We start from the raw sequence: 14384 nt of genomic DNA on the forward strand, positions 1-14384 counted from the left end.
AGTTGCGTCTGTTAAATAATGCGGTGATTGCACTGAAATCAACTTTCACACTAACTATATCGTTTTAAATTAACACATTTAAAAGTGTCTGAAACTAAAAAATTGAATAAACTGACAGCGTCCGGACTGCTGATTAGTCTGGGGATCGTTTATGGCGATATAGGTACATCACCTTTGTATACATTGAGGGCTATATTTAATACAGTAAGTGATGGTGGTCAGCAGATTACCCCAATGACAGTGCTGGGTGCGCTGTCCTGTATTATCTGGACACTGACATTACAAACCACAATCAAATATGTAGTGATTACGCTGCGTGCTGATAACAATGGAGAGGGTGGCATCTTCTCTCTTTTTTCACTGGTAAGACGGAAGGCCCGGTGGCTGGTTATCCCGGCAGTGCTCGGGGGATGCGCCCTGCTGGCAGACGGGATTATCACTCCAAGCATTACTGTTACCACTGCTATTGAAGGACTTCAGGTCAAGTTTCCGTATTTGCATGTGGTACCTATTGTATTGATTATCATTACACTTTTGTTTATCATACAGCAATTCGGTACCAGCCTTGTCGGCAAGCTTTTCGGGCCGATTATGTTTCTCTGGTTTGCTACCCTTGGCATTCTGGGAACGATTTACGTTGTTCAGGATCTCAGCATTCTGAAAGCGCTCAATCCATACTATGCAGTGCACCTGCTGACAACGAATCCTATGGCGCTTGTGATTCTTGGGGGAGTTTTTCTCTGTACAACAGGAGCTGAAGCTTTGTATTCTGACCTGGGGCACTGCGGCCGAAATAACATCCGTGCGAGCTGGATATTTGTTAAGGCTACGCTGATCATCAACTACCTTGGGCAGGGTGTATGGCTGTTGCAGCATCCGCATTATGACAACAATCTCAATCCCTTTTATCAGATTGTTCCTGCGCCATACCTTTTAAGCATGGTTGCACTGGCTACTGTTGCAGCGGTTATTGCCAGTCAGGCGATGATTACAGGTTCCTTTACGCTGATATCCGAAGCTGTAAGGCTTAATTTATGGCCCAAAGTGAGAATTAATTACCCCAGCAATGAAAAAGGGCAGATCTATGTGCCTTCTATTAACTGGCTGCTCTGCGCGGGCTGTCTGTCTATAGTGCTGATTTTTAAGAAATCTATCTTTATGGAAGGTGCTTACGGACTGGCCATTAACATGACGTTCCTGGCTACTACAATTCTTGTTGCCGTATTTATGCGGATGAAGAAAGTGCCCTTGTATGCCATTATCATCTTTGTTGCAGTTTATGGTTCACTGGAGCTTGCCTTCCTGGCCGGTAACATGACCAAGTTTCTGCACGGTGGGTTTGTTACACTTCTGATTGGCGCTGCCTTGTTTACGGTCATGTGGGGATGGTTTGTGGCGCGAAGGATCAAAAACCGCTTTGTGAAGTTTGTGGAGATCGGCGACTACTTTGAAATCATCAGCGAACTGAGCGGTGATGAAACTGTGCCTAAATATTCTTCCCAGCTGGTATACCTAACCAGTGCAAATTTCAAAAATGAAGTGGAATCAAAGATCATGTACTCTATCCTGCAAAAGGAACCCAAACGTGCAGATGTGTACTGGCTCGTGCATGTTGATGTGGTGGATGAACCTTTTACACAGGATTATACCGTAGATTTTTTAATACCGGGAAAACTGATCCGTATAGATTTTAAACTCGGCTTCAGGGTAGAACAGCGTGTTAACCTGCTGTACCGGAAGGTGATTGAACAATTGGTAAAGAATGGCGAGGTAGATATTACCAGCCAGTATCCTTCCCTGAAAAAACATAAAATCGCCGGGGATTTCAGGTTTATTCTTCTGGAAAAACACCTTTCTAAATTTTCTAAACTGAGTTTCTATGAACGTACGATCATGGCCTGGTATATCATCTTAAAGAAACTCAGTATGTCTGAAGAGCGAAGTTTCGGACTGGACTCCAGTTATGTTGAGATAGAAAAGGTACCACTGAACTTTGTTTCTACAGATGATATTGAACTGAACCGTCTTAAGGGCTAAACCTGGTTTTCCAGGTTTAGCTTGCTGTGTTTGAAGCCGTACAGGAAGTAAACCACCAGGCCTATCACCAGCCAGATTCCAAATCCTATCCAGTTGGAGATACCCAGTTCACACATCATGTACAAACAGCATAACAGGCCCAGTACCGGAATCAGTGATAAGTTTTTGGTGATGCAGTAATAGGTAACGACCAGACAGATCACAAAGAAAATCCACATCGGGATTTTATGCTTGAAAAGGCTCCAGCCGCTTTCGAACTTCTTGTCTGCGCTTACTGAACTTTTTTCTACAAAGCTCTCGTATTGCGTTGCGCTCAGTCCGTTCAGATAGGCTTCAGTATCAATGTTTTTTTCGATAATAGCTGAAGGTGTTTGTTCCAGTTTGATCTGGCGCTGAACTGCGGCGAGTTCTGTCTGGTCCAGTGCCGTGATGAAACTGATCGGATCATTCACTTTAGCCTTGTTGGTGATAAATGCAGTGGTTTCAGCTTTGTAAAATACAAAGGAGGCCGCTATGGCTGCTATGAAGACAACCGGAATTATATACTTTGAATTGGCATAGGGAATCCTGAATTTTCCACGCTGAACATTCGGCCGGTTTTGAAGTACCAGAACCCCGGCACATACAAGTACGAAGGCAAATAAAGTACCTATAGAACAAAGGTCGGTCACGATAGTCAGGTTCATGAACAAAGAAGGTACGGCAACCACAAAGCCCACTACAATTGTAGCAAAGGAAGGGGTTTTATAAACAGGGTGTATTTTCGAGAATTTCTTTGGCAATAAACCGTCACGGCTCATGCTCATCCAGATCCGGGGCTGGCCCATTTGAAAAACCAGCAGTACACTTGCCATGGCGAAAACTGCACTTACAGCAATGATACCGCTCATGAGTTTAAGGTTGATATGATCGAATACAAAAGCAAGTGGATCTCCCACTGCAAGGTTATCATATTTGACAATTCCGGTAAGTACCAGTGCAATTGCAACGTAAAGAACAGTACAGATAATGATTGCCCACATCATGCCCCGGGGCAGATCTTTCTGGGGGTTTTTGCACTCTTCGGCAGTGGTGGATATAGCATCAAAACCAATATAGGCAAAGAAGACGGCAGATACGCCTTTGAGCACACCGGATACTCCGTTTGGTGCAAATGGATGCCAGTTTGCAGTATCCACATAAAAAACACCTACTGATAATACCAGCAGAATTACAGCCAGTTTTACCACTACCATGGCATTGCTTGCGTTTTTGGATTCCTTCATCCCGCGGTACACGAGCCAGGTGATCAATATGATGATCCCCAGTGCAGGCAGGTCGGCCACGATATGGAAGTTTCCGATCTGGGGTGCGGTAATCCAGGCATTATTGGTGATCCTAACTGACTCATCCAGATTGGCATAACTTTTCCCGGCATTAAGTAAAGCCTGGGCATGCTCATGGCCGTTATAGGCTGTAAGATAATCCATCGTCATCCAGTCGGGCAGGTGAATGCCATTGATCCCCAATGCGGGTATATGGATAGAGGAGAGTAATCCTGTAAAGTAGTCAGACCAGGAGATGGCCACTGTAATATTTCCAATGGCGTATTCCATGATGAGCGACCAGCCGATGATCCAGGCGACCAGTTCACCGAAGGCTACATAGGAATAGGTATAGGCACTGCCGGATACCGGAACCATGGATGCAAATTCTGCATAGGCAAACGCGGCGAAGCTGCAGGCAATGGCAGTAAAGATGAATAGGAATATTACTGCCGGCCCGCCATCAGCACTTGCCTTCCCGATTGTACTGAAAATCCCGGCGCCGATGATCGCAGCAATTCCAAACGCGGTAAGGTCTTTTACGCCCAGCGTTTTATTTAAGGACGCATGGTCTCCGTAGCCCTTCTCTGCATCTTCTAGTATCTTGGTGATCGACTTTTTCCGGAAAAGATTTTCAAACATAATGGGTGACAGCGTTTTTAGTTTTGCTCAAATTATAAATAATAAAATAAATCAGGGAACACTAGCCTAATTTATCTAACTCCTCTTTTACAAAAGCAGCAAGTTCCCTGATATAGCTGCTGCCGAAATCAAATTTGATACCTGCAGTTTCATAAATCTCGTTCATCGGTTTCGTATAACCAAGCGCCAGGGCGTCAAGATATTGTTGTATGGCCTTCTCCGGGTTTTCCTTGTAATTTTTCCAGATCGCTATGGCGCCAAGCTGTGCAATTCCATATTCTATATAGTAAAAAGGTAATTCAAAGACATGCAGTTGTTTTTGCCAAAGGTTACCAAATTCCTGATCAAGACCGTCCCAGTTGGCAAAGCCTGAACCGAAAGTGCTGTAAATCTGTTTGAATGCCTCTTCCCTGTCGGCCGCATTATGAGAAGGATTGGTATAAATCCAGTGCTGGAACTGGTCGATTACGGCTACCCATGGCAGCGTTTTCAACACGTCTATCAGCTGTTCCCTTTTAGCCCTGATCAGATCAGCCTCATTGTCAAAATAGATATGCCACTGGTCCATAGAGATCAGCTCCATGCTCATTGATGCAAGTTCAGCAACTTCTGAGGGGCAGTGTTTAAAGTCGTTCAGTTCGAGGTCTGCTGTAAGGAAAGTATGCACCGCGTGTCCACCTTCGTGCACCATTGTAGTCAGGTCTCTCATGGAACCCGCCGAATTCATGAAGATAAAAGGAGCACCGGTTTCTGCCAGCGGATAATTGTATCCTCCGGGAGCTTTGCCTTTTCTGCTTTCAACATCAAACAGGTTATTCGCTTTCATGATTTCGAGCATATGGCCCAGTTTAGGGTCGATAGCCGTAAAGGCAGCGATACTTTTGTCGATCAGCTCGACTCCGCTGCCGAAAGGTTTCAGCGCAGGTTTACCGGTAACATCCACATCCGTATCCCAGGGTTTCAGTATTTCCAGTCCCAGGGCTTCAGCCCGCTTATCGGCCTGTTCTTTAAGAATTGGTACGATCTCATTTTCGATAGCTTCGTGGAAATCGTAACAGTCCTTTACGCTGTAATCGAACCTGCCCCTGGCCTGAAAGCTGTAATCGCGGAAATTTTCAAATCCTGCATTGATGGATACCTCGTGCCTCATGGCCACCAGTTCATCAAAGATGATATTCAGGTCGTCCTTATCCACTAAACGTCGCTGCTGGATCAGTTCCCAGGCATTCTGTCTTACACTTCTGCTTACATCCTTGATAAAGTTTGCAGCCTGCACAAGCGTATATTCCTGGTCATTGATCACTACCGTCATCGCGCCACTGGCAGCCTGGTATTTTTGTGCGGTGATCTGGATCTTGGTAAACAGTTCCACATTCTCATCCCTGTATATTTCAAGTGCTTTTCTGATGCCCCTGATGTACACAAAGTATTTGTCGTGGTCAAGCTCATCTATAAACGGGCTTTCAACCAATTTTATATTTAATAAATTCCCGATGGGAGATATCTTTGGTTCAATCTCTGTTGCGAAATACTGAAAGTCGGCTACCAGTTCCTGATTTGCTGTATCGCAGGTCATTTTGATATATCTCCAGGCAAAGTCTTCTTCAAGCGCCGCTTCAAGTTCACTTTTGTCTTTCAGCCAGTGTTCCAGTTCGGTTACACTGCTGATTGTTCTGTTCAGGAGCTCATCGAGAATCGGAGAGATGGTGTCCCATTTTATTTCCAGATCCTGAGGGATATACGAGCGTGTTTTTTTAGGAATAGTCAGATTGATCATTGTCTAGAAATTTAAAAAGGTTCTTAGAAAAGCATCCAGCAGGAAACATCCGGCAAAAATAACCGATGCCAGTCCGTTGGTGGTCATAAATGCTTTGTTTACTTTACTGATATCGTTTGGTTTTACCAGGAGGTGCTGATAGATCAGCATGGAGCAGAAAAAGGCTACACCTATATAGTATGCCCAGCTGAAAGGGCTGAAGAGGATAGGCAGGATGACACATACTGCTGAAAAGACGTGCAATGCCTCAGACAGGCGGAGGGAATTCTTTCTGCCCAGGGCCGAGGGGATGGAATGCAGTTTTTCTCCTTTATCAAACTCTTCATCCTGCAGGGCATAAATGATATCGAATCCGCTTACCCAGAACAATACTGCGAACGAGTACAGTACTGGTACGATATTAAATTCACCTGTTACTGCAATATAAGCACCTATCGGGGCCAGGGCTAAACCCAGTCCGAGCACCATGTGGCATAGTGCTGTAAATCTTTTGGTATAGCTGTAGAACAGAACGACGAATAGTGCAACCGGTGAAAGGTACAGGCATAAGTTGTTGATAAACGCTGTAGTAGCTATAAAGAGCACACAGTTAATTGTCACAAAAATCAATGCTTCATTTGCTGAAATCCTGCCGGCAGGAATATCGCGCATGCTTGTCCTTGGGTTTTTAGCATCAATATCCCTGTCGAGATACCTGTTAAAGGCCATAGCCGCATTTCTTGCGAAGACCATACAAAGCAGGACCAGTACCAGTGTAAGCCATTGAAAAGGATGTTGTGTAGTGGTTACGCCCAGGAAAAATCCGATCATTGCGAAAGGGAGTGCGAAAACAGAATGTGCAAAGAGCACAAGCGAAAAATACTTCTTCATCTTTATGCGTATTATATATCTTCTCTTGGGGTAAGGATGGGCATTGCAAAATCGAGGTTGGTCTGCTCAATAAAGTTGAGGATCTCATCTCTTCCCTGAAGTTTTTCTGCCGAGGTAGAGAAAACGGGAGGGATCTCCTCAAACCATCCCGAAAGCTCTTTTTTGAAAAGGGCTATGTTCTGGTTGGTTTTGGCGGCAGACTGTTTGTCGGCCTTTGTGAAAGCTAACACAAAAGGGATCTGAATCTCTCCCATCCAGCAGCAAAATTCAATATCGATTTTCTGCGGGGCAAGCCTGCTGTCGATTAAAACGAATACACATTGTAAACTTTCTCTCTTGGTAATGTAGTTCCGGATGAATTTCTCCCAGTTTTCGCGGCTGTTTTTGGATACTTTGGCGTAACCGTATCCGGGTAAATCGACGATATACCACTTTTCATTGACCAAAAAGTGGTTGATTAGCTGTGTTTTTCCAGGCTTTTGAGAGGTTTTAGCCAGTCCGTGCTGGTTCACCAGCATATTGATCAGGGATGACTTTCCTACGTTTGAACGCCCGATAAAGGCATATTCCGGCATGTTTGCAACCGGCAGCGCCGATATTTTAGTGTTACTGCAAATAAATGTTGCTGATTTTATAATCATTTGACAAAGGTAGAAAATTAGTTTTCAACAATACTTATCTTTGCGGCTTACCATGAACGAAAAAATCACTCCATACCAATCTGCCTCTATTACCAAGAAGGAACAGGTAGCTACCATGTTTAACAATATTTCCGGTACCTACGATTTTCTGAACCATTTTTTATCAGCAGGTATAGATATTATATGGCGCAAGAAGGCGATCCGCGAACTCTCTGCCCTAAAGCCGCGGGTGATGCTTGATGTAGCTACAGGAACCGGTGATTTTGCGTTTGAGGCCATTAAAATATTAAGCCCTGAAAAAATCATTGGGGTAGATATTTCCGTAGGTATGCTTGACGTGGCACGGAAGAAAATTGCCGAACGTAACCTGCAGCATGTGTTTACTGTACAAACAGGGGATTCTGAAGGTTTGCAGTTTGAAGACAATCACTTTGATGCCATCACGGTTGCCTTTGGGGTGAGAAACTATGAGAACCTTGAGAAAGGTCTTGCGGACATGTTAAGAGTACTGAAACCAGGTGGTAAGATCGTGATACTGGAATTTTCGAAGCCTACGGCTTTCCCGGTAAAACAGTCGTATAATTTTTATTTTAAACACCTGCTTCCTGTATTTGGAAAGCTGTTTTCTAAAGATGCAAGGGCATATACTTATTTGAATGAATCAGTGATTGCTTTCCCTGATGGAAAGTCATTTACACAACTGATGGATAAAGTGGGCTATAAAAGTACAAAACACCGGTCGCTCACTTTTGGCATCAGTGCAATTTATACCGGGATTAAAGCATAAGCTGGATGAATATAAAATTACCGTTGCTGGTTATTCTTCTTTTTACATTTGCCGGTGCCAGTGCGCAGAACTGGGGCGGCGGTGTAGACGATGAACCTATCCACTTTGGTTTTACTTTTCAATACACCAATTCCAATTATATCGTACAGAAAAAGGCCAACTGGAGGGAGCGCTTCAGGGACCCTGATACTAAACTTCCGATTACAGATACCTTAAATGCAGTATATGCCAAAGCTTCGCCGGGCTTCGGAATTGGATTTGTAGTGAACGGCCGCATCAGCAATCACCTGGATGTAAGGATGACACCTACGCTGATCTTTAGCGACAGGCTGATGGAGTATGAATATGGTCAGCCTACTACAGTGAATATGCCTTTCAGCAGTGTGGAACAAAAGGTTGCTGCCACCATGGTAGAGTTTCCGCTGGGTATCAAAATCAAATCTGACCGCAGAAATAACTTTCGCGCTTATATGTTGTATGGTGCCAAGTATACCATGGATATTGCTTCCAAAAAGAAGACAGATGACTCCGGTCAGGATTTTCTGTACAAGCTGCTGAAAAACAAGAAGAGTTATTTATCATACGAAGCCGGACTTGGTATGGACCTTTATTTCGAATATTTTAAAATGTCTCCGGAAATCAAGCTGTCCTATTCCATGAATAATATTCTGGATAACAGTCAGCCAAATCCCTACAATATGCCAATCGACCGGCTAAGGTTGCGTCATGTGACATTCAGTTTATTTTTTGAATAAGCTGCAAGCCTAAAAAATCATAGCTTTGCCTCGCAGGGACGTTTCTGTAATAAATGAAATATCTTTACTCAAACTTACTAATTTAATATTCGATGAAAACAGCACTAATTACAGGGGCAACTTCAGGTATTGGCGAAGCCTGTGCACATTTGTTTGCACAACAGGGTTACAGAATGATACTCGTTGCCAGGAAACAGGACAAACTGGAGAAAATCGCTGAACATTTTACAGATAAGTATGCCGTAGAGATTAAAACACTCCTTGCAGACGTTAGAGATAAAGCTGCTGTGGCCGCGGTACTGGATGGCTTGCCGGAAGACTGGAAAGAGGTGGATGTATTGATCAACAATGCCGGCCTGAGCTTAGGACTTGATCCGATTGACCAGGGGGATGTGGACGACTGGGATACTATGATTGATACCAATGTGAAAGGGCTGTTATATGTTACTAAAATTGTATCCAACTGGATGATCAGTAATAAAAAAGGTCATATTGTCAATATCGGTTCTACAGCCGGTAAAGAAGTATATCCAAACGGAAATGTGTATTGTGCCACAAAACATGCTGTTGATGCACTCAATAAAGGCATGCGGATTGATCTGCTTCCTCATGGGATCAAAGTTACCGCAGTGAATCCGGGCATGGTAGAAACGGAGTTTTCAAAGACCCGTTTTAAGGGAGATGAAACCAGGGCAGAGAAGGTATACGAGGGCCTGGAACCTTTGATTGCGCAGGACATTGCCGAAGCGATCTGGTTTGCTGTGAGCCGCCCTGCACATGTAAATATAAATGATATGATCATTACGCCAACCGCGCAGGCCAATTCATACGTAGTAAACAGAAAATAATAAAATCTAAGATATGGTATCAACAATAATAGACCAGGAAATAAAAAAAGCAATGCTGGCAAAAGACCAGGCAAAGCTGAGGGGTTTACGCGCTATCAAAGCTGCTTTATTACTGGCAAGAACTGAAAAGGGTTCTGCAGAAGAAATCAATGAAGAGGCTGAACTGAAAATCCTGCAAAGATTAGTGAAACAAAGAAAAGAGTCTGCTGATATATACAAACAGCAGGGCCGCGAAGACCTTTCAGTAATTGAGGAGGAAGAAATTGAAGTGATCAGCCAGTTTATGCCGCAACAACTTGGCAGGGAAGAAGTAGAAGCCCTGATAGCCGGTCTGATCAAAGATTCAGGCGCTAATTCGGTAAAAGATATGGGTAAGGTAATGGGACTGGCTAACAAAGAACTTGCAGGAAAGGCAGATGGCAAACTGATTGCAGAGATTGTGAAAAGTCAATTGGCATAAATTGTGTTAATCATTTGTCATTAAAACATTATTTATAAAATTAACTGTTAATATTGCTATAAATTGATTTTGCCTGTTAACTTAGCAACATTACATTTTGAGAACAACTGTGAACCATAAACTCCATATTGCAATCAAACAACAAAAAATTAAAAACGCATGAAATACGAGGTAATAGAAGAGGATGGGTTTAATTTTATAGAAGCCGGAGAAGGCGAACCCCTGGTATTACTTCATGGTTTAATGGGTGAGCTGAGTAACTGGGAGCCTGCAATTGATTTTTTTAAGGACAGGTACCATGTATTGGTACCTATTCTGCCAATATACGAATTGCCATTGCTGACACTCGGGGTTAAAAGCTTATCCAAGTATGTTCATAAATTTATAAAGTTTAAAAAACTCGGACAGGTAGTTCTGGTTGGAAATTCATTAGGTGGCCACGTAGGTCTGGTTGTAACAGCGGCTCACCAGGAAATTGTGAAAGCGCTGGTACTTACCGGAAGTTCTGGTTTGTATGAAAATGCTTTTGGCGGCTCTTTCCCCAGAAGGGAAAGCTATGACTATATCCGTGAAAAAGTAGAGTTTACATTTTACGACCCTGCAATAGCGACAAAAGAACTGGTTGACGAAGTTTACAAATCGGTGAATGAACGTTCACGAGTTATTCGTATTTTAGCATTAGCGAAATCTGCTATACGTCATAACATGGCGAAGGAGCTTTCGAAAATAACGATACCTGTTTCACTGATCTGGGGCAGGCAGGATAAAGTGACCCCGCCCGAAGTGGCTGAGGAATTTCACCAGCTTTTGCCCAACTCAGAACTGAACTGGGTTGATAAATGCGGCCACGCCCCGATGATGGAGCAGCCGGAAGTTTTTAACGAATACCTGAATACCTTTTTAAACAGAATTTTATTGAAATAAACAATGTTTGCATCTGAACTCATATCCAATACAATCCCTCCCTTGCGGACTTCTGACACAGTTCAGGTGGCATTGGACAGGCTGTCTGAGTTCAAGCTGTATCATTTACCTATTGTCAATGAAACCCAGTTCCTGGGTATTGTTGCCGAAGAAGAATTATTGGAAGTCCGCCATCCTGAAGAGGCCCTCGGAGGACTTTCATTAACCATTCTCAATCCCTTTGTGTACCAGGATGCTCATATCTATGATGTGATCAGGGTATTTCACCAGCTGCAGCTGTCTATCGTACCTGTGCTGGATTACAGTAAAAACTTCATGGGAATCATTTCCATACATAACCTCATTGATTACACTTCTGAGATCTATGCAGTGAAGGAGCCAGGAGGAATTATCGTTCTTGAAATCAACAACAGGAACAATTCCCTCTCTCACATGGCGCAGATCGTTGAAGGTGATAATGCACAGATTCTTTCTTCCTACGTGCAGTCCTTCCCTGATTCTACCCGCATGGAGGTAACTTTGAAGATCAATAAAACGGAACTTTCCGGTATCATCTCCTCCTTTGAACGTTACAATTACCAGGTTAAGGCTGTTTTCAACAGCACCATCACGGATAACGGCACCGAAGACCGCTACAATTCGCTGATGAATTATTTAAATGTATAATTTCCTTTTCACTACCTTAGCGTCGTCATAACAAAACAATAAACGCTAATGAAGATTGCAATATACGGCAGAGAGTTTAACAATAGCGTTTTACCTTTTGTGCAGGATGTTTTTGATGCCCTGAAGGAATACGAAATTGAAACTATCGTACATAAAGATTATTACGAGTTTATTGAAGACAAAGTAAAGCTGCCGAAAGGACTGGCTACTTTCTGTGATCACCCGGAGTTATGCAACAATGCCGATGTGCTCCTGAGTCTGGGTGGCGATGGAACGCTGCTTGATACGCTGGCGCTGGTGAGGGATTCCGGAATACCTGTGATCGGGATTAACTTCGGCCGCCTGGGTTTTCTGGCCAGTATCAATAAAAATGAGATCAGGAATGCTATACAAGCGCTGGTCAACCACGAGTATTCGCTGGATAAACGAACACTGCTCAATCTTGAATCCAAACACCACTTGTTTGGCGATGAGAACTTTGCCCTGAATGATATTACCATCCACAGACGTGACAATACAGCCATGATGATTATTCATGCCTATATGAACGATGAGTTTATCAACTCTTACTGGGCCGACGGGCTGATTATTGCTACACCCACGGGCTCTACAGCCTATTCGCTGAGCTGCGGTGGGCCAATCATTTTTCCCAGCGCACAAAATTTTGTAATTACGCCCATTGCACCGCATAACCTGAATGTGAGGCCGGTAATTATTCCGGACGATGTATCGCTGCGTTTTGAGGTTGAAGCAAGAAGTACCAAATTCCTCGTATCTTGTGATTCCAGAACTGCTACGGTAGACAGGTCTGTAAAAATAACCATCAATAAAGCTGCTTTTCATGTCAACCTGATCAGGCTGAACAATGAAAGTTACCTGACCACCCTGAGGAACAAATTACTCTGGGGCATTGATACGCGTAACTATTAGAATGAAGTTTAAAAAGATACTTATTTCTGTCACTCTGTTTTGCCTGTTTTCTGCAGCTTCCATGGCTCAGGTGATGGAGGTTGGAGTAAATGTTGGTGCTTCTGGTTATATGGGCGACCTAAATCCTAAAAATCCTTTTGATTTCAGCGGGGCGGCTTTCGGTGCTTTTGTTAAAGGAAACCTGGATCCCTACTGGGCCATAGGTATCCATTACAATTACGGAAAGATCAAAGACAATGATGCAACTTCTTCCAATCCTGATTTCAGAAGCAGAAACCTCAACTTCAGTACACCTTTGAATGAACTGAGCCTGCAGGTAGACTTCAATTTTCTTGATTATTTTGCAGGAGCGGGTGGCACAAAGAATTTTACGCCCTTTATCTTTGCCGGAGTAGGGGGAGTGCTTTTTAATCCCAGGGCTACCTACCAGGGACAGGAATATGAGTTACGGTATTATAAAACTGAAGGGAAGCAATACAGGAATTATGCGCTCAGCATCCCTTATGGTGCAGGGGTAAAATTCCGGATCTCTGATCACTGGGCGCTGCAAACACAACTGGGCTACAGAACAGTTCATTCTGACTATCTGGATGATGTTGGCGATAAATACCCTCTTGCCGATGTGTATGGCAGAATTGATGCCCGGCACCCGCTCTGGATTAATCTTTCCAATCCTTCGCAGCTGCCGCACAACTGGAACCCGGGCGGACAACGAGGGGATTACAGAAAAAATGACACCTACTTTTTTTTCCACGCAGGAATTTCTTATACCTTCATCTCGGATAAGTGCTTTACTTTTTAAAATTTACCATCAAAGTTTATGGTAGAAATAAACAAAATAACTTATAACTTTGACCCTTCTTTTAGGAGTGGTCTAACAAACTCTTCTGATTGTTAGACATTTTAGCCATATTTGCACAAATAATGGGATTTAAAGAACAAATAGATATTAGCCGCTTACCGGAACACATCGCTATCATCATGGATGGGAATGGAAGATGGGCTAAAAATCAGGGCAAATTCAGGTCTTTCGGACATGAGAGCGGTGTTGTATCATTAAAAGATGTGGTAGAAGGTTGTACTGATGTAGGTGTGAAATATTTAACCGTTTATGCTTTCTCTACAGAAAACTGGAACCGCCCTATCGAAGAGGTCAACTTATTGATGGAGCTGCTGATTTCTACAATCAATGCTGAAATAGGTACCCTTAACAAAAATAACGTCAGGCTCAATGCCATCGGCGACATTGCCTCTTTGCCTCAGAAATGTATTGATGACCTGAAAAACGCGATGGACGAAACGGCAAAAAACGACAGCTGCACGCTGACACTTGCTTTGAGTTACAGTTCCAAATGGGAGATAGTAGAGGCCGCAAAGAAACTTGCAGCTTTGGTGAAAGACGGAAAGATGGATGTGAATGATATCAATGAATCATCTTTTTCTTCTCAGTTAACAACAAGTAGCATGCCAGACCCGGAGTTGCTGATCCGTACGGGAGGAGAGCACAGAATCAGTAATTATCTTTTGTGGCAGATTGCCTATGGTGAACTTTATTTCACGGAAACCATGTGGCCTGACTTCATGAAGGAAGACCTTTTTGAAGCTATTGTAGACTATCAAAAGCGCGAACGTCGCTTCGGTAAAATTAGTGAACAGTTGAACTAATTTTACTTTTAACACTTTTTAACATGTGTTTAAATTAACTTAGCAACGTTTTTTAGATTGTAAATGAAAAGAATATAC

14 protein-coding genes are annotated in these 14384 nt (G+C 43.2%); 10 read left to right on the forward strand and 4 right to left on the reverse strand.

The features are described 5' to 3' along the window. Window positions 1–84: 84 nt before the first annotated feature. Entirely contained in the window at window positions 85–2037 is a 1953-nt protein-coding gene (locus tag ABWY16_RS17195) for a KUP/HAK/KT family potassium transporter (protein ID WP_353905891.1), read from the forward strand. Here ABWY16_RS17195 and ABWY16_RS17200 read toward each other — a convergent pair. The 4 genes from ABWY16_RS17200 to yihA form a co-directional block, all read right to left on the reverse strand. Then, window positions 2034–3983, reverse strand: a complete 1950-nt coding sequence (locus ABWY16_RS17200; protein ID WP_353905892.1) for an amino acid permease — start codon at window positions 3981–3983, stop codon at window positions 2034–2036. The two genes, ABWY16_RS17195 and ABWY16_RS17200, sit on opposite strands and share 4 nt — an antisense overlap. 61 nt (window positions 3984–4044) lie before the next feature. Next, window positions 4045–5760, reverse strand: a complete 1716-nt coding sequence (locus tag ABWY16_RS17205; RefSeq protein WP_353905893.1) for a M3 family oligoendopeptidase — start codon at window positions 5758–5760, stop codon at window positions 4045–4047. Between the two features lie 3 nt (window positions 5761–5763). Then, a complete protein-coding gene (locus tag ABWY16_RS17210; protein WP_353905894.1) occupies window positions 5764–6630 on the reverse strand; it encodes a UbiA-like polyprenyltransferase in 867 nt (288 codons plus the stop codon). Between the two features lie 11 nt (window positions 6631–6641). Then, the gene (yihA, locus tag ABWY16_RS17215; RefSeq protein WP_353905895.1) at window positions 6642–7271 is read right to left on the reverse strand and encodes a ribosome biogenesis GTP-binding protein YihA/YsxC; all 630 of its coding nucleotides are present in this window, start codon (window positions 7269–7271) and stop codon (window positions 6642–6644) included. Between the two features lie 52 nt (window positions 7272–7323). Here yihA and ubiE point away from each other — a divergent pair, with 52 nt between their 5' ends. From ubiE to uppS, 9 genes are all read left to right on the forward strand, one after another. After that, entirely contained in the window at window positions 7324–8058 is a 735-nt protein-coding gene (gene ubiE, locus ABWY16_RS17220; protein ID WP_353905896.1) for a bifunctional demethylmenaquinone methyltransferase/2-methoxy-6-polyprenyl-1,4-benzoquinol methylase UbiE, read from the forward strand. Between the two features lie 5 nt (window positions 8059–8063). Beyond that, window positions 8064–8813, forward strand: coding sequence for a type IX secretion/gliding motility protein PorT/SprT (porT, locus tag ABWY16_RS17225; RefSeq protein WP_353905897.1), 750 nt, complete (start codon window positions 8064–8066; stop codon window positions 8811–8813). A 92-nt stretch (window positions 8814–8905) separates the two neighbouring features. Beyond that, a complete protein-coding gene (locus ABWY16_RS17230) occupies window positions 8906–9661 on the forward strand; it encodes an SDR family NAD(P)-dependent oxidoreductase (RefSeq protein WP_353905898.1) in 756 nt (251 codons plus the stop codon). A 13-nt stretch (window positions 9662–9674) separates the two neighbouring features. Then, a complete protein-coding gene (locus ABWY16_RS17235; protein ID WP_353905899.1) occupies window positions 9675–10121 on the forward strand; it encodes a GatB/YqeY domain-containing protein in 447 nt (148 codons plus the stop codon). A gap of 159 nt (window positions 10122–10280) precedes the next feature. Next, window positions 10281–11045 carry an alpha/beta fold hydrolase gene (locus tag ABWY16_RS17240; RefSeq protein WP_353905900.1) on the forward strand — a complete coding sequence of 255 codons (765 nt, stop codon included), beginning with the start codon at window positions 10281–10283 and terminating at the stop codon, window positions 11043–11045. A 3-nt stretch (window positions 11046–11048) separates the two neighbouring features. Continuing rightward, window positions 11049–11711, forward strand: coding sequence for a CBS domain-containing protein (locus tag ABWY16_RS17245; RefSeq protein WP_353905901.1), 663 nt, complete (start codon window positions 11049–11051; stop codon window positions 11709–11711). Between the two features lie 48 nt (window positions 11712–11759). After that, window positions 11760–12641: an NAD kinase gene (locus ABWY16_RS17250; protein WP_353905902.1), complete on the forward strand. Its 882-nt coding sequence runs from the start codon at window positions 11760–11762 to the stop codon at window positions 12639–12641. A gap of 1 nt (window position 12642) precedes the next feature. Further along, window positions 12643–13443 carry a type IX secretion system protein PorG gene (gene porG, locus ABWY16_RS17255; RefSeq protein ID WP_353905903.1) on the forward strand — a complete coding sequence of 267 codons (801 nt, stop codon included), beginning with the start codon at window positions 12643–12645 and terminating at the stop codon, window positions 13441–13443. A gap of 122 nt (window positions 13444–13565) precedes the next feature. Beyond that, window positions 13566–14306, forward strand: coding sequence for an undecaprenyl pyrophosphate synthase (gene uppS / locus ABWY16_RS17260; RefSeq protein WP_353905904.1), 741 nt, complete (start codon window positions 13566–13568; stop codon window positions 14304–14306). The last annotated feature ends 78 nt before the right edge of the window (window positions 14307–14384 follow it).

The organism is Pedobacter sp., assembly GCF_040513095.1.
Taxonomy (GTDB): Bacteria; Bacteroidota; Bacteroidia; order Sphingobacteriales; family Sphingobacteriaceae; genus Pedobacter.